This is a genomic window from Streptomyces sp. NPDC005566 (assembly GCF_040605575.1).
GTDB lineage: Bacteria > Actinomycetota > Actinomycetes > Streptomycetales > Streptomycetaceae > Streptomyces.
Window position 1 is genome coordinate 18,202 of the sequence record NZ_JBEXDB010000015.1, and the last position, 21,355, is coordinate 39,556.

General features: G+C 71.2%; 13 protein-coding genes. 4 read left to right on the forward strand and 9 right to left on the reverse strand.

From position 1 onward, the window contains the following. From ABZS61_RS23230 to ABZS61_RS23270, 9 genes are all read right to left on the reverse strand, one after another. The coding region (locus ABZS61_RS23230; protein ID WP_356424371.1) for a beta-ketoacyl synthase N-terminal-like domain-containing protein at positions 1 to 4,974 on the reverse strand (4,974 nt) is incomplete at its 3' end. Continuing rightward, positions 4,962 to 6,290 (reverse strand): MFS transporter, encoded by a 1,329-nt coding sequence (locus tag ABZS61_RS23235; RefSeq protein ID WP_356424374.1) that lies wholly within the window; start codon positions 6,288 to 6,290, stop codon positions 4,962 to 4,964. The genes ABZS61_RS23230 and ABZS61_RS23235, both read right to left, overlap by 13 nt. A 557-nt stretch (positions 6,291 to 6,847) precedes the next feature. Further along, positions 6,848 to 7,936 carry an LLM class flavin-dependent oxidoreductase gene (locus tag ABZS61_RS23240; protein ID WP_356424377.1) on the reverse strand — a complete coding sequence of 363 codons (1,089 nt, stop codon included), beginning with the start codon at positions 7,934 to 7,936 and terminating at the stop codon, positions 6,848 to 6,850. Positions 7,937 to 8,025: 89 nt separating this feature from the next. Continuing rightward, the gene (locus tag ABZS61_RS23245; protein ID WP_356424380.1) at positions 8,026 to 8,907 is read right to left on the reverse strand and encodes a PhzF family phenazine biosynthesis protein; all 882 of its coding nucleotides are present in this window, start codon (positions 8,905 to 8,907) and stop codon (positions 8,026 to 8,028) included. A 7-nt stretch (positions 8,908 to 8,914) separates the two neighbouring features. Beyond that, a complete protein-coding gene (locus tag ABZS61_RS23250; protein ID WP_356424383.1) occupies positions 8,915 to 9,796 on the reverse strand; it encodes a phytanoyl-CoA dioxygenase family protein in 882 nt (293 codons plus the stop codon). 283 nt (positions 9,797 to 10,079) lie between these two features. After that, positions 10,080 to 10,829, reverse strand: coding sequence for an iron-containing redox enzyme family protein (locus tag ABZS61_RS23255; RefSeq protein WP_356424386.1), 750 nt, complete (start codon positions 10,827 to 10,829; stop codon positions 10,080 to 10,082). A gap of 99 nt (positions 10,830 to 10,928) precedes the next feature. Then, positions 10,929 to 12,245, reverse strand: a complete 1,317-nt coding sequence (locus tag ABZS61_RS23260) for an ATP-grasp domain-containing protein (protein WP_356424389.1) — start codon at positions 12,243 to 12,245, stop codon at positions 10,929 to 10,931. A gap of 32 nt (positions 12,246 to 12,277) precedes the next feature. After that, positions 12,278 to 13,369, reverse strand: coding sequence for a DUF1611 domain-containing protein (locus tag ABZS61_RS23265; RefSeq protein ID WP_356424391.1), 1,092 nt, complete (start codon positions 13,367 to 13,369; stop codon positions 12,278 to 12,280). A 58-nt stretch (positions 13,370 to 13,427) separates the two neighbouring features. Continuing rightward, positions 13,428 to 14,669, reverse strand: a complete 1,242-nt coding sequence (locus ABZS61_RS23270; RefSeq protein ID WP_356424393.1) for an ATP-grasp domain-containing protein — start codon at positions 14,667 to 14,669, stop codon at positions 13,428 to 13,430. A gap of 1,248 nt (positions 14,670 to 15,917) precedes the next feature. Here ABZS61_RS23270 and ABZS61_RS23275 point away from each other — a divergent pair. The 4 genes from ABZS61_RS23275 to ABZS61_RS23290 all read left to right on the forward strand — a co-directional run bounded on the left by ABZS61_RS23275 (position 15,918) and on the right by ABZS61_RS23290 (position 20,979). Next, complete coding sequence (locus tag ABZS61_RS23275) at positions 15,918 to 16,421, forward strand: flavin reductase family protein (protein WP_356424396.1); 504 nt, start codon at positions 15,918 to 15,920, stop codon at positions 16,419 to 16,421. A gap of 944 nt (positions 16,422 to 17,365) precedes the next feature. Next, positions 17,366 to 18,715: a 3-phosphoshikimate 1-carboxyvinyltransferase gene (aroA, locus tag ABZS61_RS23280; protein ID WP_356424398.1), complete on the forward strand. Its 1,350-nt coding sequence runs from the start codon at positions 17,366 to 17,368 to the stop codon at positions 18,713 to 18,715. A 183-nt stretch (positions 18,716 to 18,898) separates the two neighbouring features. Continuing rightward, positions 18,899 to 19,966 (forward strand): histidinol-phosphate transaminase, encoded by a 1,068-nt coding sequence (gene hisC, locus ABZS61_RS23285; RefSeq protein ID WP_356424401.1) that lies wholly within the window; start codon positions 18,899 to 18,901, stop codon positions 19,964 to 19,966. A gap of 332 nt (positions 19,967 to 20,298) precedes the next feature. Beyond that, positions 20,299 to 20,979, forward strand: coding sequence for a hypothetical protein (locus ABZS61_RS23290; RefSeq protein WP_356424404.1), 681 nt, complete (start codon positions 20,299 to 20,301; stop codon positions 20,977 to 20,979). The last annotated feature ends 376 nt before the right edge of the window (positions 20,980 to 21,355 follow it).

Sequence of the window (21,355 nt, forward strand, 5' to 3'; positions counted from 1 at the left end):
GGGTACGACGGGTGCAGCGGGTGCAGCGTGCCCGGCGGGTACGACGGGTGCAGCGGGTGCAGCGTGCCCGGCGGGTACGACGGGTGCAGCGGGTGCAGCGTGCCCGGCGGGTACGACGGGTGCAGCGGGTGCGACGGGTGCGACGGCGGCGGTGTGGGTCGCAGGTGGTTCCTGGGGGCCGCCGGCCGGGCCGGTGGCGTGCCGCAGCCTTTGCGTCACAGGTGCGGGAGGCGCGATCGTACGGCGTCGCAGCGGGTGCCCCGGCAGCGGTATCCGGCCTCCGCCGCGTGCGAGGACCTCCCAGTCCAGGTCCGTCCCGGCGCGGTACAGCTCGCCGAGCGAGTGCAGGGTGCCGCGCTGTTGGCCGGTGGCGTCGTCGCCGCCGCCTTGACCGGCCAGCCAGCGGCTTTCGGGGATGCAGTGCCGGCCCAGGCCGCTGAGCGTGTCCCCGGCGCCGATCTCGACGAAGCCGCCCTGGGCGCGGTCCGCCGCCGTGGCCACGGCCAGGTCGAAGCGGACCGGGTGGCGTGCCTGGGCGCACAGGTACCGGGCATCGACGCTCCAGCCCGCGGGGCGCACCTCGCCGTCCAGACCGCTGACGAAGGGCACGCGCACAGGTGTGTATGCGACCTCCTCGGCACAGGTGCGGAAGTCGAGCAGTGCGGTGTCCAGGGCGGCCGAGTGGAAGGCCCGGTCGACCGGGAGGGTGTGGTGGCGGATGCCGTCGCCCTCGAGCAGGAGCGCGGCCTCGGCGAGGGCTTCGGACGTCCCCGACAGGACGTGCGAGCGGGGCCCGTTGACCGCCGCCACCTCGACGCCCGCTGCCGCGGCGACGTGTTCGGCCCTCGCCCGGTCGGTCCGGACCGCGAGCATCCCGCCGGGCGGGCACACGCGGTACATCAGACGGCCGCGCCGGGCGGTGAGGCGCAGCCCGGCCTCGAGGGTGAACGCTCCGGCCGCATACAGCGCGGCGTACTCGCCCACACTGTGTCCGAGCAGGACGGCGGGCCGCACACCGCAGGCCTGCCAGAGTGCGAGCAGCGCCGCCTGGTGGGCGAACAGGGCGGGTTGGGCCACCTCGGTGGGCCACACACCTTCTGCGGTTCTGTCCGCGCCGGCGGCGTCGCCGAGCAGCATCGGCAGCAGGGTGCCGCCGAACTCTTCGGCGTAGATGCGTTCGCAGCGCTCCACCACCGAGCGGGCCTCGGTGAACCCGGCGTGGATTCCCCGGGCCATGCCGCGGCGAGCGCTGCCCTGGCCGGGGAAGGCGAAGGCCAAGGACCCGGACGGAAAGGGGGCGGCGGACCGTTGTTCCAGGGCGGTTGCGAGTTCCCCGGCGTCGGCGCCGACCACGGCGAGGCGCGCGGTGTGGTGCGGACGGCCGCGCCCCAGTGTGGCCGCCACGTCGGGGGCGGCTGTGTCCGGTGAGGTCCGCAGGTGGGTGCGTATGTTGTCCGTCAGCTCCTGCAGGGCTTCGGTGTCGCGCGCCGAGAGGGGGACGAGCACGGGCCGGCCGGGTGCGGCCGGGGGGCGGGGTGCGGGGGCTTCCTCGAGGATGACGTGGGCGTTGGTGCCGCCCACACCGAGCGCGCTGACTCCCGCCCGGCGGGGTGTCCCGGCGGGCACGGTCCAGGGCTGCAGCTCGGTGCCAAGGCGCAGGGGTCCGCCGTTCAGGGCCAGTTGGGGGTTGGGCCGGTTCAGGTGCAGGGTCGGTACCAGCGTGCGGTGCCGCAGCATCAGAACCGTTTTGATCAGGCCTGCCATGCCCGCGCAGCTGTCGAGGTGTCCGAGGGCCGGCTTCACCGAGCCCACCGTGCAGAACCCGGTGCGCCCGGTGTCCTGTGCGAGTGCTCGGCCCAGCGCCTCGAACTCGATGGGATCTCCCAGCGGCGTCCCGGTGCCGTGTGCCTCCACGTAGGTGAGGGTGTCGGCGGGGACCGCGGCCCGGGACAGTGCCTCACGGACGACGGCCACCTGGCCGGCCACGCCGGGTGCGGTGAAGCCGGCCCTCTGAGCGCCGTCGTTGTTGACCGCCGAGCCGAGGATCACCGCGTGCACGGTGTCCCCGTCGGCCAGTGCCCGGTCCAGGCGCTTGAGCAGCACGGCCGCCACCCCGTTGCCGCCGACGGTGCCGTCGGCGTCCGCGTCGAAGGCGCGGCAGCGTCCGGAGGGGGACAGGATCGAGCCGGGATGGCTGCGGTAGCCGGTCTCCTGGGGCAGGTGCACGGCGGCGGCACCGGCGAGCGCCATGTCGGCGTCACCGCTCAGCAGTGCCTGCCCGGCCAGGTGTACGGCGACCAGGGAGGTGGAGCAGGCTGTCTGTACGCCGATGGCGGGTCCCGTGAGGCCGAGCCGGTAGGCGACCCGGGAGGCGACGAAGTCCGGCTGCTGACCGATCGTGCGCTGCATGGCGGTGACGGGGTCGCCGCCGTCGGGCTGCTGGGGTCCTTCGCCGCAGGGGTGTCCGTCCTGCTGGTGGTCGTAGAGGTGCATGCCGGTACCGGCGAACACGCCGGTCCTGGTGTTCTGCCGGGCGCCCGTGTAGCCGCCGTCCTCCAGTGCCCGATGGCAGCATTCCAGGAAGAGGCGGTGTGCCGGGTGTGTGAGCCGGGCCTCTTTGGGGCTGAGTGCGAAGAAGTCGGCGTCGAAGTCCAGGGCGGTGTCGAGGATTCCGGCGACCGGGACGCGGTCGGGTGCCTTGGCCTGTTCGGGGGTGAGGCCCGCGGCTGTCAGCTGGTCCTCGTCGAGGACGGTGAGGCAGTCGATGCCGTCGTGCAGGTTCTGCCAGAAGCTCTCCGGTGAGTCGGCTCCGGGAAAACGCAGTGCCATGCCGATGACCGCGATGCGCCGGTCCGTGTCCTGGCCGCCGCTCCGGGCCGCCTGCGTCGGCTGAGCCTCCTGAGCCGGCTGCGTCTCCTGGGCCGGGAGGTCCCGGGCCACCCGGGCCACCTGGGCCACCTGGGCCGCCTGGGCCGCCTGGGCCGCCTGGGCCGGAACCTCCCGGGCTGCCGAGAGGTGGGTGGTGAGCGCGGCTGCCGTGGGGTGTTCGAACAGTACGGTCTGGGCGATCCCCCACCCCAGGCGCTCTTCGAGTCGCCCCCGCAGCCGCACCAACTGGACGGATGTCAGACCGAGTTCGTAGAAGGGCACGTTCGCCCCGGCGGGGCGGCCGAGGACGGTGGCCAGCTCCTCGCGCACCGCCCGCCCGACGGCGTGGCCCGGTGCGTCGTCGCCCTTGGGAGAGCCGCCGTCACCGGGGCCCGGGCTCAGGCCCTTCTCGACGAACCGGTCGCGCAGCTCGCTGCGCCGCACTTTGCCGGCGGGCGTCCGCGGGAATTCGGCCCGCGCGAGGGGCAGGACATGGGTGGCGGTCAGGCCCAGGCGGGTGAAGAGCTCCGCCTGCACCTGGCGTGCGATGCGGGCGTCGTCCTCGGTTCCGCGGCCGACGAAGAACACGGCGAGCTGCTCGGTCCCCCGGTCGGCGTCGGGTATCCCGCAGGCGGCCACCTCACCGGCGTGCACCCCGGCCACCGCCGTCGCGACGGTCTCGACCTCGTGGGCGTACACGTTGTGCCCGTTGAGGATGATCACGTCTTTCAGGCGGCCGGTGATGACGACCTGGCCCCCGGCGAGAAACGCCAGGTCGCCGGTGTCCAGCCAGTCGTGGCCCTGCGGGTAGGCGGCGGCATCGGCGCCCGGGTTGTCGACGTACCCCGGTGTCAGACGCGCCGGCGAGTGCACCTGCAGCCGTCCGATGCGGTTGCCGCTCTGCGGCTGCCCGTGGCTGTCGACGATGCGCAGGGTCGTGCCGTGGGCGGGCGATCCGGCAGCGACGAAGGTGACGCAACTGTCGTCCGAGGTGTCCTCGCCGGCGCTCAGCAGTTCGCCGCCGAGGCTGGACTTGACGAGGCGGTGCACGGTTCCCGGCCGGTCCAGGCGGCCGTAGGTGATCGCGGTGACCGTCTCGGCCATGCCCCAGGCGGGGACGAGGTGGTCCTCGCGGACACCGAAGCCCGAGGTGGCGTCGAGGAAGGCTCGAAGGGCAGGCAGTACGATCTGCTCACCGCCGCACACCAGTGAGGTCAGGGCGCTCAAGTCCCACTGTTTATCCGGCCGTTCGGCCAGTGCGTCCGCGACCATCCGGTACGCGAACGTGGGCGCCCAGCCGTGCTGGGCGCGGTACTCGTGGAGCAGGTCGAGCCAGCGCAGCGGGTCGGTCAGCACCCTGTGGGCCGGTGCCTGCACATTCGTACAGCCCGCGAAGACCGGGAGCACGTGGTAGAGCAGGAATGCCCCGCTGTGGTCCACCGGCAGCCAGTTGACGAAGGTGTCGCCCGCACGTACCGGCAGGATCCGGCGGGTGCTGGCGGCGAAGTCCGCGAGCCCGGCGTGGGTGAGCCGCGCCGCCTTGGGCGCGCCGGTGCTGCCGGAGGAGAGCATGAGCAGGGCGGTGTCCGAGGCCTGGGGCTCATGGTGTTCGTAGGTCGGCGGGTGCCCGGCCCAGTGGGCTGCGACCGCCACCCGCCCGTCCGGTTCGGCGGCCGTGAGGCCGGCCGCACCCAGGGTGTCGGTGACGACGAGGGGGCGCTTCAGCAGCGCGCAGGTGTGCTGGAGCCGTTGCAGGGCGGCCGGGCCGGCGGTGGGCGGGTCGGAGACGGCCACGGGTACGGCCCCGGCCAGGACACAGGCCCAGAAGGCCGGGAAGAACTCGGCAAGGGGAAGCCCGCACAGGACCACGGTGTCCCCCGGGCGCACCCCGTGTGCGTGCAGCCCGGTCACGTACCGTCGTGCCAGATCAAGGAGTTGGGGGTAGGCGAGCGTGGCAGCCGAGTCCTGCGGCCCCACAGTGACCACTCCCGCCCCGTCCGCGGCGGCTGCGGCCCGCAGCAGAGCGTCCACCGCGTCGCGAGGGTCCTTGGCGGTGAGCTCCGGCTCAGGTCCGCGGCAAAGGGCCTGCCCCCCTACGCGTGCCATGTGTGTCCCTTCTTCAGCTGTCGGTGGTGCCTTGGAATCAGGTCCGGATGGTGGTGCGGGCGCAGCGCGCCGTGGCGGGGCGCGAAGGCGTACAGCGAAAGGGCCAGCGCCCCGCACAGGGCCGTGCCGTGGAATGCGGCGACGACGGTGAGTGCGGGAAAGCCCTCCAGTGCAGCCGCGGCGCCGAGCATTCCGAGGCTGAATCCGGCCGTCTCCGCGGAAGCCGACAGGCCGAACAGCCGGCTGCGTTCCCGCTCCGGTGCGGCCTGCAGGCGCGAGACGTACACGATCTCGGTGCAACCGTCGGCGAGGCCCGCCACGAGGGCCGCCCCGATCAAAGCGGGTACCGGGAGGCCGGTGAAGGCGAGGACGAACGAGATCGACATGACGCCGGTGGCGAGTGCGAACGCCCGCGGGCCGTAGGCCTTTCCCCCGCCGAGACGTCTGAGCAGCTGAGGGGAGAGGGCGGTGCCCACGGCCCAGGCGACCCAGAACCCGGTCATGAACAGTGCCGGGTCGTCCGGGGATGTGAGGCCGGCCACGATCGGCAGGGCCACGTTGTGGGAGGAGGAGGCGAATGCGTCGGTGCCCCGCAGGATCAGCATCCCGAGCAGCAGTCCCGGAAGCCCTGCCGGCGCCCGCCTGGCCCCGGCGCCCGGCGGGTGCTGCAGGACCGGCTGCGGGGGTGCCGGTTCAGCAGCTGCACCGGTGCGGGGATCGGCATCGGCGGTGGTGGGCGGCCGTAGTGCCAGCACCGCCGCGGCCGACACGACGAAGGTGGCCGCGTTCACCGCGAACGCGAGGCCGTACCCGCCGAACGCGATGATGCCCGCGGCCGAGGCGAAGCCCAGGACGGTGGCGAATGAGCGCGTGGTCACCAGCAGCCCGTTGGTCCGTGTCCGCTCGTCCTGGCCCACGATCACCGGCACGGCGCTCCGCAGCGCCACCGTGAACAAGGTGTTGCCCGCGCCGAGTACCACGACCGCGCCCAGGAGCGGGGCGAGCGAGGGGTCGCGGGCGCTGAAGGCGAGCACCGTCATCGCGGCAGCCTGCGCCGCATCGGCGCCGAGCATCACCGTGCGGGGGCCGAGGGCCGTGGTGATCGCGCCCGCGCCCAGGCCGGCCAGCACGCCGGAGAACAGCCGCAGCGCCATCACCGCGCCGATGCCGAAGGCGGTGCCCACGACCTGGTACGTGAACAGGCTCAGGGCGATCAGGTTGAGGAAGTTTCCGTAGGCGGACACGGAGTAGCCGGCCACCAGGGCCCGGACGCGCCATCCGATCGGGGCCGGTTCGCCTCGCAGGGCCTGCTCCACTGAACTCCCCCTATGCGTGTGCATGGTTCGGGTGCCATGCGGAGAAGGAGACCCGGCACGCCGGACACGTCAGCCACCTTTGCGGCAAGGAGATCGTGGCCGTCGCACCACGCACCGGGTGCCCGGTCTCCTCGTGGAGCCCAGTGGTGTCCGTGACCGGGTACGGCCCTGTCGTCAAGAAGCGGGGCACGCACTCCTCCTGGTTGGTGCAACGGCTGGAAGGGCGCACCCGGTACACGGTTCGCCGGGCCGGTGCGCCGGGGTGAACGCGCACTGTGCCCCTCGCACGTGTGCCCCAGGTGCGGGGACACGGCGAGGAGCAACCGTACGGACCGGGAAATACGTTTCTTTTGTTGTCGGTGCGCTCTCGCCGGGCCGGCCTCCCACGTCGCCGGGGTCCTCGTCCGCGTGCGCCGTCTGGCCCGCCCGGCGTGGATGCTCGCCAGCGGGCCCGTGCCACAACGGATTTGGTTCCTCCCCAAGCCTGGCCGGTGCGACCGGTGACTGCTCTGCCGCAGGGGCAGCGGGAAGGTGCGAACCGGCGTGCCGGCCCCCGCCTACGAGCTCGGTCCTTCAGAGCCGAGGAGCTGATTGGCCTTCAGGCGTTGCGCCCCGGCGCGTTCGTGTTCGCGCAGCAGCGGCAGCACACGGGTGTAGAAGATCCGCATCTCCTCCCGGGTCGGCCAGCCGGAGAAGATGAACTCGCTGATCCCGGCCGCCTTGTATTCGTAGAGGTACGCCGCGACTTCCTCGTAGCTGCCCACCACGCACAGGGCCGGCCCACCGCGGTAGGCCACGGCACCGGAGTACAGCATGGGAGAGAGCCAGTCGGAGTCCGCGGACTCGGCCAGCCGGAAGGAGGTGTCCACTGCCACGGAGTCGGAGGCGGCCACGGCCTTCGCGATCCACTTGCGGTGTTCCTCGTCGGGGTCGCGCATCAGCTCGGCGAGAGCCGACAGCGCTTCGGCACGGCTTTCCCTCGCCAGCACGTGCATGCGCGTTCCCACACGGCCGCCCTGCGTCAGGACGGACTTCGCTGCCGCTGCCATTCCCTCGGGGGTGTCGCCGTAGCGCAGCCAGCAGTCGCCGTGGTCCACGGCGGTCTGCTGGGCCACCTCCGATGCCCCGCTGATGTATATCTCGGGGCGGCCTCCGCCCTTGTATCCCAGGCCGACCTGGGCGTCCTTGACGCGATAGTGGTCGCCCTCGTAGGACAGCGGGGTCTCACCGCGCCAGAGCCGGTGGAGGATGTCGAGGAATTCGTTGGAGCGTGCGTAGCGCTCGTCGTGGGCGAGGAAGTCTCCGTAGTACGCCTGCTCGGTCGGGGAGGTACCGGCGACCAGGTTGAGGGATATCCGCCCGTCCGACATCCACGAGACGGTGTTGACGACCTGGGCGAAGAGCGTGGGCGGGAGCAGTCCGGGACGGTAGGCGAGGAGGAACTTGACGCGTTTGGTCTCGCGGACCAGGGCGCCGAGCATCGGGAGCGGATCGGGCATGTGGTTGCCGATCCCCATGAGGAGCGAGTCGACACCGAGGCTGTCCGCCTCCTGCGCGAAGTCGACGATGCCGTCGAAGTCGAGCTGGCCGATCTGGTATTTCCCTGACGCCTTCTGCTGCCCGCTGAGCGGCGAGTTCCAGTGCACTCTCAGCTCGTTGGAGTCGGACTGCGGTTGGCTTGGCAACCCACTGACGACCACGTTCTCACCTTCCGATCGCTCTGAATCTGCTGGTTTTACACCGTCAGGACGCGTGCGGTGCCGCCGACTTCGACGCGCAGGTCCGCTCCCGCGGTGGCGGTGACGGTGGCGTGGCTGCCCAGGGCGTCGCCCATGTCGACGGCGATCCGGTGGACGCCCCGGCCGGCCAGGTGCGCGGCGAGAGCGGCCGTGCTGTTGGCGTTGGCGATGTCTTCCGCGACGCCGATCGAAGGGGCGAACATCCGGGCCGCGAGGACGCCCTGGGGTGAAGGTTGCGAGTGGACGTACGCGCCGAGCAGGCCGAACCGGTCACAGGCCGCCCTGAGCCGGTCGAGGTCCGGGCGCAGCCCGGCGAGCGCGGCCCGGGTGGGGACGGGCACCAGGATGCGTTCGCGGCCCACGCCGGCGATCCGCACGTCCGGTGCGGCCCCGCCCGGCGCGGCCCCGTCCCGTGCGGCCCCGTCCGGTGCGGTCTCGTCCGGTGTGAGACCGAGGGCCGCGAGAACCAGGGCGCGTTCTTCTGCGGCGGGTTCGCGCAGGTCCACGGGTCCGGGGTCGAAGGCGGTGGTGATCAGCTCGCCGTCCCGCTCGGCCCGCCCGGCGAAAAGCCGCCCCCCGGCACGCAGGGTGGCCCGGTAGGGCCCGTCACCGCCGTGCAGCGCGGTGAGGAAGGCGAGGGCGGCGACCGTGCCGTGACCGCAGGCGGGCAGTTCCCCTTCCGCGGTGAAGAAGCGCAGCTCGGCCGTGTCGCCGGCGTGAGATATGTACACGGCGTGCGAGGTGCCCCGTGCGGCGGGGATCCGGCGGCGCTCCTGGTCGCCCGGCACGCTGTTGTCCTCCAGGACGACGGCCGTGGGGCTGCCGCCCGCGCCGCCCCGCAGGCAGGCGCGGACGACCGTCACGTCCGGCGTGCTCATGGGGCTGTCACTTCGCCTCCTCCAGCGTGGCGTACCCGGTGGTCGCGGCGGTCTCGGCCTTGTCGATGCCCTCCTGGAGCTGGAAGAGCGAGCCGAAGGGGCGCTCCGCGAGCGGGAGGCGCCAGGTGCCGGGTTCCACGCGTGCCGTGTCGGACACGCTGCCGCGCAGCAGCCGTACTCCGGGCTCGTTGTGGCCGGCGTGCGCGCCGAAGTGGATCGGGTAGGCGTCGGCTGCCCGGTAGGCCGGCAGGAAGGCGCGGCGGTAGCGGTCGGAGTTGTTGGTGGAGGAGTAGTGCAGGAGCAGGCAGTGGATGAAGACCACGCTGCCTGCGGGTGCCTCCAGGGGCACGGCGAGTGCGGGGTCGGGGGCGTCGGCGCCCGCTACCTTGCCGCGGAAGTAGCCGTCGACGTAGTGGTCGGCGAGGCCGCGCTTGTGGGAGCCGGGGATGACCTGGAGGGCGGAGTTCTCGGTGGTGGTGTCGTCGAGGTAGACCAGGGCCGTCACCAGGTCGGTGTTGGTGTGGGGGTAGTAGGAGAAGTCCTGGTGCCAGTCCACGACGCTGCCCACCTGCGGGGCCTTGAGGTGGAGCTTGCTGTAGTGGAACAGGATGTCGGGGCCGATGAGTGCCTCGACGTGGTCGAGCAGTGCGGGGTGGGCGGCGGCCTGCTCGAACGCGGTGTGCTGTTTGGTGGGCGACCAGATCCGGCGGGCCATGCCGTTGTCGCCCGGCTCCACTTCGGCGACGGAGCCGATGTCGGGGACGTTCAGGATCTGCGTGATGGCGGTGTTGAGCTCGTCGACCTCGCTCGGGTCGAAGAGTCGCTCGGCGACCGCGAAGCCGTTCTCCTGGTACTCCTTGACGAACGCGGCTGTGTCGGGTGCGGACATGCGCGGGGTTCCTCTCTGCTGGGCGGCGGGGGTGCGGTCGGGTGGGGTGGGGGCCGTGCGGGGGCCGCCGGGCGATGGCTGCCCGGCGGCCCGCGGCGGCTCGAAGGCGCCCGACCGGCATCGCGACGTGAACCCTGCCGAGGGCGCGGGGAAGGAGAAGGCGATGTGGCCGGGGCAGGCGGGCCTGCCGCGTACGTCGATGCCCTCGCATCCCCCGCGGCCGGATGTCAGCCGCCTGCTGTGGATGGTTCGCCGGTCATGGCGGTGCGGGAGGCCCGGCGGGTCACACGGTGGCCTCCGCGTGCTTGGCGAAGGTGTCCGCGTAGATCTCCCGGAAGAACAGCGCGAGGATCTCCTGGACGTCGTCGATGTACTTGAACACCTTCTGGAAGTCCTCCTCGCTGAAGATCAGCTGGTGGAGGATGTCCCACATCTCCTGGGAGTGGTCCTCGGTGGTGTCGACGTGGAGGTGGGCGGCCTGCCCCTTGACGCTCTCCTTGCCGAGCCGCTTCTGGAGGTTCTCCACGATGGCCGGCTGGAGCTTGACCTGGGTGTACTCCACCAGGTAGTTGGAGACGACCGGGGCGAGGGCCGACTCGTGCTCCAGGGTGTAGTAGAAGAAGCCCTCCAGGAGGCGGGTGGAGAGGTAGGGCTCGGTGGCGAGGATCTCTTCCTCGGTGACGCCGGCGGCCGCGGCGTCGCTGATGTACAGCTTGTCGTGGAGCATCTCGTCGGCCTGGTACTGGGCGTAGTCGCGGGCGGCCCTGGGCGCGACCTGGGCGATCTTGTAGATGGCCTTGGTCTGGCTGACCCGGGAGAGGCGGATCCGCCACACGTGCTCGATGAGGGTGCGGCGGTAGTACGCCTGGTGGAGCTCGGGCTCGGTCAGGTGGGACGCGAAGGGGACGGTGTCCTTCCACTCCGCCATCTTCTTGTCCATGTAGCGGTCGAGCTCGGCCTTCTTCAGACGGCTCTGCTCTTCGTTGTAAAACGGCTTCGGGTGGTTGATGCCGGTGTTCTGCACGCGGTTCATCGCGTTCTCCTTCACAAGAGGGTTCGCAAGAAGACGTTCTTCAGGGGTTCTTCGCGGGGGCGAAACGGGTGGGGAGGTTCGGGGACCGGGTGGGCGCGCTCAGCGGTAGCGGACGTGGAAGTGGTCCGTCGCGTGCCGGTCGAGGAAGGCGGTCTCGGCGTCGAGGTCGTCCACCGCCACGTCCCACAGGGCGTCCATCAGGCAGATCCCCCGGTCGGACGCTTCGAGTTCGCTTCCCTGCGCCACGTGGATGCGCAGGATCCGGGGCGGGCGGGTGGGCGGGTCGAAGCCGATCGCGTCGACGGTGCGCCCCTTGTCCCCGTACTTGCTGAGGAACACGGTCGCCCGGGTCGCCGCGCCGGTGCGCAGGGCCTCCAGCTGGGAGGCGCGGGTGAGCTTGTCGTGGAAGGCGTCGCGCTCGCCGTCGGGCAGCAGCAGGGACTCGGTCCACAGGTCCAGCAGGGAGTGCCCGGTGACGGTCTGGACGCTGGCGTTGATGAGGCTGCCGCCCATCCGGGGGTTGATCTCGATGATCTCCCAGCGCTTCTTCGACTCCCAGTACTTGACCTCGATGTGGAAGGCGCCGGCGGTCAGCCCGTGCTCCGCCAGCGCGGTGAGGCAGCGGGTGACGTGGTCGGCTCCCTCCAGGACCAGTTCACGGTCCAGGCTGACGGGCGGGCTGACCGACATCCCCTCCAGGGTGGTCCGCTCCAGGCGTTCCACGCGGGCCTTCTCGTGGACGCACAGGTGGTGGATCCGGCCGTCGAGGACGAACGTCTCGAAGCTGAACTCCGGGCCCTCGACGTACTCCTCGACGAGGAAGTCGTAGCGGTCCATGAAGATCGCCTTCATGGACCGGTCGGCACGCATCTGCTCCTGGATCGCGGGCAGGTCGGCCAGGTCGTCGATGTCGTCCAGGACGAAGGTCGCGAAGGACGAGGCGCCGCGCACCGGCTTGACGAACCAGCGTGCCGACGGGTCGAGTTCGGGGGTCACACCGGGGGTGATCCGGTGGACACCGACCTCGCTCAGTTCCTCGGCGAGGAGGTAGCGGCGCAGTTCGTACTTGTCCAGGCACAGGCGCAGCGCGGGTTCGGCGCAGTCGCGCGCGCCGAGCCGCTCGTTGAGCTCGGCCATCAGCAGCCGGTAGCCCTCGAAGCTGGCGAGGGCGGCCTCGACCCGGTAGCCCCGGTCGGCGAGTTCGGAGACGGCCTTGTCGACGTCGCCGGAGCTCAGTTCGGATTCCTCGGCGACCACGCAGTGCGCCACGTGGCGGCGGCTGTCCTCAAGGGCCGAGGGCGTGCGCGGCCGGGAGCTGAGGGCGACCAGGTGCAGGCCGAGCCCGGCGGTGGCCGCGGCGATCTCCTCGGTGTACGACTTGCCTTGGTGCATGAGGAGCAGGATTGCTCTCTTCATCTGTGCATCTCCTCGCAGTTGCGGGGCTGCCCTCAGCGCTGGCGGGCGGGCTGGCGGTCCGCGGTCTCGCGCTGGTGGGCGCGCAGGATGTCCACGAGCCGGCCGGCGCCGCCCTCGCGGACCGGGTCGACGACCGGCAGTCCGGTCTCCGCCTCCAGCTTCTCGGCCTCGCGGCGGTACTCCTCCTCGGTGAAGCCGACGCTGTTGACGCTGACGGCGGCGACCTTGGCGGGCCGTTCGAAGACGGTGAGCTCTTCGTTCATGCGGATGAGCTCGGGGATGGGGATGATGGGCGTCTCCCAGACCTTGGTGCGCTCGGCGCCCAGGCGGTGGCAGAAGACCAGGGCGTGCGGCAGGGCACCGTGGAGGATGGCGAGGGCGACGCCGCTGAACCCGATGTGGTTGAGGGAACCCTGGCCCTCGACGACGACCCATTCGTTGCCGGCGGCGGCCTCCAGGACGACCTGTTCGACGGCCCCGCCCATGAAGTCGCCCGCCACGCCGTCGACGGCGATGCCATGGCCGGATATCAGCATGCCGCTCTGGCCGGTGGCGGCGAAGCCGGTGGAGATGCCGCTGCGGTTGGCCTGGTTCCAGATCTCCAGGGCGGCGGTCTTCTTACCGATGTTGGAGTCGCTGCCGCACGTGTGGATGACCCAGGTGTCCAGGTCCAGGACGCGGGCCCGGTTGAGCGGCACGGTCGGGGCGTCCTTGGTCTCCCAGACGGTGATGCCCTTGTCGCGGACGGCACGGGCGATGTCCGCGTCGTCGGTGAGGCGGTAGTGGATCGAGTTGATCAGGTGGAGGCCGTTGTCGACGGCCGCGAGGATGTGCGGCTTCCAGCCGGAGGGCAGCTCGACGGAATGCAGGCCCTTACCGATGATCATGACTTCGGGGTGCAGGTGCAGCGCCTGCTCGACGCGGCCGACGATCGGGATCGCACCGCCGTAGCCGAGGACGTCCTGGACGGTCTGGCCGGCCTTGCGGCTGTCGATCACGGCGACGCAGCGGTCCCCGCGGTAGCGGATCAGCGAGGCAGCGATCTTGCTCGTGAAGAGTCCGAAGCACCCCTCGGCGAACAGCACGAAGTTCTTGTCGGCCAGCTTCGCATGACTCTGATCCACGTCTTCCTCCACGGACTCGACGGTTCGGTTGCCGATGGCATGAGATGGTTCGGGCGCCCTACGGGGCAGGCTCGGTCGTCAGGCGGTACTGCGCCCGCGCCTGGCGCACGGCCTCTTCGATCTGCTCCTGGGTACCGCCCCGGAAAAGGAAACGGCCGCCTTGGAGCGTGGCGTACGAGCCGGGCCGGGAGACCAGGACCTCACCGGCCCTGGGCACCAGTTCCCGGTACACGTAGGGCACTTCACCCAGCAGCGAGGTGGCTGAGGTGATTTTCTGGGGCAGCGGCCTGGGGCCTGGGATGATCAGCCAGCCGCCGCTCAGTTCCGGGTCGGGCAGCGGCGGGTCCACCGGGCGGCCGAGCAGCACGTCGACCCACAGCCGGAAGAGATTCACGCCGTGGACGTCGTCGATGACGTAGGGGACATCAGCGCCCGGTACCCGGGCACCGACCTCCAGGAACACCAGCTCGTCGCCGGTGTCGAAGAGTTCGAGGTGGAAGGCGGAGCTGCGCAGGCCGAGCGCGCTCAGGCAGCGCACGGCGAAGTCCTCGCAGCGGCCGCGCACCGCGGGGTCCGTCTGGAAGACGGAGCCGAGCGGTTCGCCCAGGACCTCGAAGTCCAGGCAGGTGGAGATGTAGCGCGAGGTACACAGGAACAGCGGTTTGCCCGCGGCGTCCAGGACACCGTCGACGTGCAGGATCTCGCCCTGTACGAACTCCTCGATCTCGAGGTCGTGCAGGCTCTGCTCTGCGCACAAAGCCCGCAGTTCCTCGGCCGAGGCGATCTCGCGCACACCCTGGCTGGACGCTCCCCGCACCGGTTTGACGATCACGGGGTAGCCGAACTCCTCGGCGGCGCCGAGGATCTGGTCCTCGGTGCGGCAGGACGCCCAGCGCGGCACTCGAAGGCCTGCCCGCGACAGGGTCTCCTTCATGACGGTCTTGTCGCGGAACCGGGAGGTCTCCTCGGTGCCGGAGCCCGGGATGCCGTACCGCTCGCGCAGGGTCGCCGCGAGGTCGAGGAGCATTTCGGAGAAGCCTATGACGTGGTCGAAGGGGCCTTCGTCGCGGACAACGGCGTCGACGACCCCCAGCACACCCTCCAGATCACCGAAGTCCGCTACGACGTGGACCTGTTCGGCGTCGGCGGGCACTGCGCTGAGGCCGCCCTCGTCGCAGATGTAGGTGACGCGGTCGGTCTCCGGGCAGAAGACGATCTCGGGAGCGGCGAGGCGGTTCTCCCAGCGCCGCTCGTCCTCATACAAGGGCCAGCGGTTCAGGAACAGAATTGCGCCGGACATGGATATCGTCCTCACGGTTCACAGGATGCATGGACGCGATCGGCCGGAGCGGCCGGTTGACGGCCGGCGGCGGGCCTTCGGGAATTGAGGAATGAACCCGAACCTGAATCCCGGGAACGGCCCCCGACGTGTTGTTCGCGCTGCCTCAGCCTCGCATGGGACCGGCCTGGTCAGAATAGGACCTACGTCCCAGCGCCCCGCGCTGCGAGCACCCGGGACCGCGCTGCGAGCACCCGGGGCCGCGGGCACGTGCCGCGGGGCCGGCACTCCGGTTTGCGCAAGAGGGCCGGCCACGAGCCTGCCGTCAAGGACGCGGTGCTGCTGCTTGTTGCGCACCGGCGGCGAACAGATGTGACGCCCCGTCGGCTTGCTTCGCGCTCCGGGATCTCGACGCCGGCCGCCAGGCGCATCACCGACCTCCTCGGCCCGCCACTCGCCCTTGCAGCCTCGCAAGCAGTTCCGCACGGACGCCGTGCAGAGGGGGAGGCACACACCGTGCAGAGGTTTCCGGCACACCATGCCGATGGTGGAGGCACACCGGTTCCCACTCCTGACATGCGGTCGCCCGAGCGGTCAAGGCATCCACAGGTACTGGGCCAACCACCAGGCGCCGGCGACGCCGGCACCCGGCTCGCCGCTGCCGCCGTCCGGGGCCCGGGCCCGCCGTCCCGGGCCCGGCAACCGCAACGACCGCACTGCACGGAACACCCCGGCGCCAGAGCCGCACCGCCGGCCGGACCACCGTGATCGCGGGCGAGGCGGGCGCCCAGGCACCGGCCATTCCACACCGCCGCGAACCCGGCCGGAGTGAACTCCCGGCCGGGGCGAACTCCCGGCCGGGCACAAGGAGCACGACACCATCCCCGAAAGGTCCCCTCCCCCGGGGCATCCGCCGTCGGCCGTTGCGTTGATGACGGCCCGGCCACCGGCCCCGGTGAGGTAACTGACCGCCTCGGCGGCACAGAGCGGCCCGGACCCTTATGCCGTAAATGCCATGGGCAGATGGACCTATTGCCCGCACGCCGCACGGGACACAGAATCCCTATCGCGCCCCCACCGCCGAAGGAGGGCTGTCGTGCGTGCCAGAAGGCCTTTTCCGAACTGCCGCCCCGACATCAAGGCGCCGAGCGGTGGGATGACATGTGCTCGCTCCGCGGATATCGCCAGTGCCGCGCGCGGCGGGGACACGGCCCTGCAGCTGGGCTTCGAAACCGGACTGAATTTCGCAGGACAGGTGGTGGTGCTGCCATGACGGAAGCGACGCAGACGGTACGACGGGCGAGCTCCGAGGACTTCCGGGCGGCGATGGCCCGGTTCGCAGCCGGTGTCGTGGTCGTGACGACTCTGGGCGACGGCGGTGTGCCGCGCGGCTTCACGGCGACGTCGTTCTGCTCGGTGTCGCTGCGCCCGCCGCTGATCCTGGTCTGTCTGGCGAACTCGGCCGACTCCTTCGAGGCGTTCACCTCCTGCGGGCACTTCGCGGTGAGCGTGCTGGGGACCGAACACAAGCCGCTGGCAGTGCAGTTCGCGACCAAGGGAGCCGACAAGTTCGCATCGGACGGCCTGTCCCCCACGCCCGGCGGACTGCCGGCAGTCGCGGGCGCGCTCGCCGAGCTGGACTGCGAGGTGCACGCCCAGTACCCGGCCGGGGACCACACGATCCTGATCGGCCGGGTGTCGGGCGTGCGCCTGGGCGGGGACGCGGGGGCCCCCATGGTCTATTACGAGCAGTCCTTCCGGTTCCTGGCCTGAGTAAGGACCGGGACGCCCAGCGGTATCAGGCCCGGGCGGCCCCGACCCGTACGGACCGCTCCGCACGATGCCGGCAACCAGCACGAGCAGCCCCGCCACGACCGCGGCCGGCACGTCGGGCCAGTGCCCTGCGGCCCGCGTCGACGAGAGCTCTACAGCCTCCGGGCGCGCACGGCTACGAGCGCACCTGCCGGAGGCAGTCCTCCCCCGCGGCAGCGAGGGTCTGCACACGGCGCGATGACCCGTCCGCCCGCTTTCGCGCCGGCTCAACCCGCGCGGCCGGCCTTCCGGACCAGTTCCCCCGACGGCCCGGGCGGATCGGGGGAGCCGCATCCCCTGGCGCGCGAGCCACCACGGCACACCCACTGCCACCGCCTCCACCCTCGCCCCGGGTCCCTCCCCCACCGCCGACTGCGGTCCTGGCCCCGGCCATGGTCCTTGCCCCGGCTCTGATCCCTGCCCTGGCCCCTGCCCCTGCCCTTGCCCCGGCACTGGTCCCTGCCTTCGTCCTGGCCTTCGTCCCGGCCCTGGCACTGGCCCTTGCCCCGGCCTTGGCTCCGGCTCCGGCTCCGGCTCCGGCTCCGGCTCCGGCTCCGGCTCCGGCTCCGGCTCCGGCTCCGGCCGGGGGCATCCCATGTCCGCCGGCGGGGCAGCACGCTCGCGGCGCAAGAGGGCCCGGACCCCTTTATGCCTGAAATGCCATGGGCAGATGGACCTATTGCCCGCACGCCGCACCGGGACACAGAATTCATATCGCGCCCCCACCGTCGGATGAGGGCTGTCGTGTACGCCAGAAGGCTTTCCCCGAACTGCCGCCCGGCATCGAAGCGCCAAGCGGTGGGATGACATGTTCTCGCTCCGTGGCTACCGCCGGCCCGGACGTCAAAGCGACATCGCTTGCAAAAGCATCAGACGGCGAATGATGGGAAACAGGAGATACGAGGATGCTGCTGAGGGTTGATCCGGTTGATTCTTTTTCCGGAACGTTCCGCGTCCCTTCTTCGAAACCGGAGACGCAACGGGCAATTCTGACCGGCACGTTGGCCGAGGGCACTTCACGGGTTTTCAACGATCTCCGTTGCGATGAGACGGAGACCATGAAGAACGCCTGCCGTGCCTTCGGTGCCAAGATAACCGAGCACGACGGATACCTGGAGATCCAGGGCATCGGACAGACGTTCCCGCCCATCGGGCGCGTCATCCAGTCCCGCGGCTCGGGCCTGGTGTTCCGCATCGTGACGGCGCTGGCTTCCGTCATGCCGTCGCCGGTCGTGGTGACGGGCGACGCGACCCTGCGCAACCGCGTGATGGAGCCTCTGCTGCAGGCGCTGCGCGAACTCGGCGCGGACATCGAGTCGATCGTCAGCGAGAACAAGGCCCCGGTCATCAACTGGGGACGCGGCCTGAAGGGCGGCACCTGCCAGCTGCCGGGCGACATCAGTTCGCAGTTCATCACCGCCATCCTGTTCGCCGCGCCGCTGGCCGAAGGCCCGGTGGAGATCGAGGTGACGGGCGAGGTCTTCTCCCAGTCCTACATCCGGCAGACTCTCGCGAGCCTGACCGAGGCGGGAATCAAGGTCTCCGCGTCGGAGGACATGCGCCACTACCAGGTGGAGCCCTCCGTCTACCAGGCGCTGGACGTCACCGTACGCGAGGACTACACCTCGGCCTCCTACCTGCTGGCCGCCGCCGCGCTCTTCCCGGGCCAAACCGTCCTGAGCAACATCTACGGCGACAGCATGCAGGGCGAGTTCGCGATCGTCCCGATCCTGGAGCAGCTCGGGGTGAGCGTCACCTTCGACCGGGCCACCTCGTCACTGACCGTCGACAACCCGCCCGGCAGCATGTGCGGTGACTTCGAGGTGGATGTGCGGGACTGCCCCAACATCGTGCCCACCCTCGCCGCCCTCGGGGCGTACGTGCAGGGCAGCCTGCGGGTGACCGGCGGACGTCTCACCCGCTTCCACAAGGCGTCCCGCATCGAGGCCATGGCCGCCGAACTGACCCGCGCGGGCGTGGACATCGAGGTCCTGTACGACGACGGGGTCTGCGACGGCTTCGTGGTCCGCGGCGCACGGTCGTACCCCGGCGGAGTGACCCTGTCCAGCTGGGGCGACCACCGCATCTTCATGTCGCTGTTCGTGGCAGGCCTGCGGATGCAGTCCGCGAACCGGTTCTCGGGCTTCGAAGACGTCAAGCTGTCCTTCCCCACCTTCATGGAGGAGTTCGCCAAGGCAGGCGTACGGACCGCGGCCGTCGAGGAGGTAAAGACACCCGCCGAGGCCGTCAGCTGACCCTGGCAGCGATGTCGGCGCGCGGGCGGGATCCTCACGCCCGCGCGCCCCGTCGCACCCCAGGGCCCGGGGTTCCGGAACCCCGGAACCCCGGGAGCCCGGGTGCCCGGGAGCCCGGGTGCCCCCGGTTGAACGGCGCCCCCGCACCACCGCCCGCGTCCCCCCGTCCAGGAAGTCCCGTCGATGCCCCCTCCGCCTGTCCCCCGGCTGCGCGCCGATGTCTCCGGGTTGCCTCGCTACGTCCCCGGCCGGACCGCTCCCAGCGACCTGGTGGACAAGCTGTCATCGAACGAGAACCCCTACCCCCCGCTGCCGTCGGTCCTCGCCGCGATGCGCGAGGAGCTGGGGCGCGTCAACCGCTACCCCGATGCGAGAAGCAGTGAACTGGTCGCGGACCTGTCCGCAGGCCTCGCAGTGCCCCCGGAGCACCTCGTGCCCGGCACCGGATCCCTCGGGGTCACCAGGGACCTGCTGCGCGCCGCGGCCGGCGACGGCGACGAAGTACTCTTCGCCTGGCGCTCGTTCGAGGCCTACCCGCTGCTCGTCTGGGCCACCGGGGCGACTCCCGTACAGATTCCGCTGCGTGAGGAGCGGCACGATCTGGAGGCCATGGCCGATGCGGTGACGGACCGCACCCGCCTGATCCTCGTGTGCAACCCCAACAACCCGACCGGCACAGCCGTGCACCGCGGTGAACTCAAGCGCTTCCTCGACCGGGTGCCCGACGACGTGCTGGTGGTGCTCGACGAGGCGTACCGCGAGTTCGTCGACGACACCGATGTACCCGACGGCATCGCGCTCTACCGCGACAGTCCCAACGTCGCCGTTCTGCGCACCTTCTCCAAGGCGTACGGGCTGGCACGGCTGCGTGTCGGCTACGCGGTCGCGCATCCGCCGGTCGCGGCCGCACTGCGGGCCTGCACCGTGCCCTTCGGTGTCAGCGGACTCGCCCAGGCCGCCGCACGGGCCTCGCTGAAAGCGGAACCCGAGCTGATGGAACGGGTGCAGATCCTGGTGGCCGAGCGCGCCCGGGTCACCCGTGCGCTACGGGCCGCGGGCTGGAGCGTTCCTGTGAGCCAGGCCAACTTCGTCTGGCTGCGCCTCGGTCCGCACACACCGGCGTTCGCCGCCGCGTGCGAGGCGGCGGGAGTCATGGTGCGCCCCTTCGGCGACGAGGGAGTGCGGATCACCATCGGCACCCCCGAGGAGAACGACCACCTGCTGAAGATCGCCGGTGACTGGCGGGTGTGAGGCCCCCATCACAGACCCCAGCGTCGCAGACCCCGCCTCGTAGCTCCCCACGTCGCAGACCCGCCACCTACCGCCCCGCTTCGCAGAAGCGGGGCGGTAGGTGGCGGGTCGGACCGAGTCCATTTGCGGTCGAGGCCGGAGCGGGCAGCGACCGCGACCCGCCGCGCGGGCAGGCCCAGCCGCCCGTACAGGGTCCACAAGCGGGCCGGCGCGCCGAAGCCCTTGAGGCTCACCGCCTCCCCGCGGCGGCCCACCAGGCGTACCGGCCGAGCACGCTGCCCGCCGCGGCGTAGACACGGGCGTGGACAGCGGCCGGCAGGACGGTGTCGCGGTTGTCCCCCGCCCTGATCCTCGCCCTGGTCCTGGGCCGGGTCCTCGCCCTGATCCTGGTCCTCGCCCTCGTCTTGGTCTTGGGCCTGGTCCTCGCCCTCGCCATGGCCCTCGCCCTGGCCCTCGCCCTGGCCCTCGCCCTGGCCCTGGTCCTGGTCCTGGTGCCGCTCGGGGCGGAGTTTCGACAGGCCACAGGGCGCAGTGCCTTCGCCCTCCAGGACGGCGCGGGCATCCAGAGCGGACGGTACGTCACCGCCGGTGGCGACGAGGGCCACCCGCGGCCGGCCTCCGGACGCATCGGCCAGAACGTAGCCGACGCCGGACGCCCCGTCGGCGGACGCCCCGTCGCCGGACGCCCCGTCGGCGGATGCCATGGCCCTGGATCCGGCAGCGGTCCAGGAGGGCAGGTTCTGCCGCGTCAGGCGCAGCCCGGCGGGCAGGTCGGCGTGTTCGGGGATCGTGCGCCAGGCGGCGACGGTCTCGTCGGCGCCGCACCGGCCCGGGGCGGACCCCGGCAATCCGTCCCTGTCCCCCGCGCCGCACCGGCCCGCCCGCCCGGCGCTCGGTCATTGCTGCAGCGGCTGAACCGGAGTTCGATCCGCCGTGCTGGATCGATGCGCACGCCGTTGCTTCCGCCGGCGCGAGCAGCCAGCCCTGGCGTTCGCATCGCAGGGCCCCGGTAGGACCGGCGGGTACGCGTCGCGCTCATCGAGGACACCTCTTCGGGCTGTCGACCGGCTCCGGGCGAAGCCGCCGGCGCACCGCTCTCCCCTCGCCCGGACGAACACCGGGCCGGCCGGCCTGTCTTTGTGAGCCGCATGCGAGGTCGGCGCGCGACCCTGTATCCACTCTTCGGTAAATCTCGCCATGAATTCCGGGTCCCGGCAGATCGCAGTAAATCTCCCGTGGGCATGTCGTCCGTGCAGTCTCCCCCGTGTACGCGCACCACATTATTCGCGGGTAAACATGGAAACGCCGCGAAGAATCGGTGGCGTGACGGCAGAGCGGCACAAATCCGGCCGGTGACGGCGTCCCCTTGACGCTCGCTCGAGGCGCAGC

Coding starts and splice junctions, on each gene's coding strand:
- ABZS61_RS23250 (WP_356424383.1), bottom strand. CDS start 9,796: ATGTCCGCACCCGACACAGCCGCGTTCGTCAAGGAGTACCAGGAGAAC.
- aroA (WP_356424398.1), top strand. CDS start 17,366: ATGCTGCTGAGGGTTGATCCGGTTGATTCTTTTTCCGGAACGTTCCGC.
- ABZS61_RS23275 (WP_356424396.1), top strand. CDS start 15,918: ATGACGGAAGCGACGCAGACGGTACGACGGGCGAGCTCCGAGGACTTC.
- ABZS61_RS23260 (WP_356424389.1), bottom strand. CDS start 12,245: ATGAAGAGAGCAATCCTGCTCCTCATGCACCAAGGCAAGTCGTACACC.
- hisC (WP_356424401.1), top strand. CDS start 18,899: ATGCCCCCTCCGCCTGTCCCCCGGCTGCGCGCCGATGTCTCCGGGTTG.
- ABZS61_RS23255 (WP_356424386.1), bottom strand. CDS start 10,829: ATGAACCGCGTGCAGAACACCGGCATCAACCACCCGAAGCCGTTTTAC.
- ABZS61_RS23245 (WP_356424380.1), bottom strand. CDS start 8,907: ATGAGCACGCCGGACGTGACGGTCGTCCGCGCCTGCCTGCGGGGCGGC.
- ABZS61_RS23270 (WP_356424393.1), bottom strand. CDS start 14,669: ATGTCCGGCGCAATTCTGTTCCTGAACCGCTGGCCCTTGTATGAGGAC.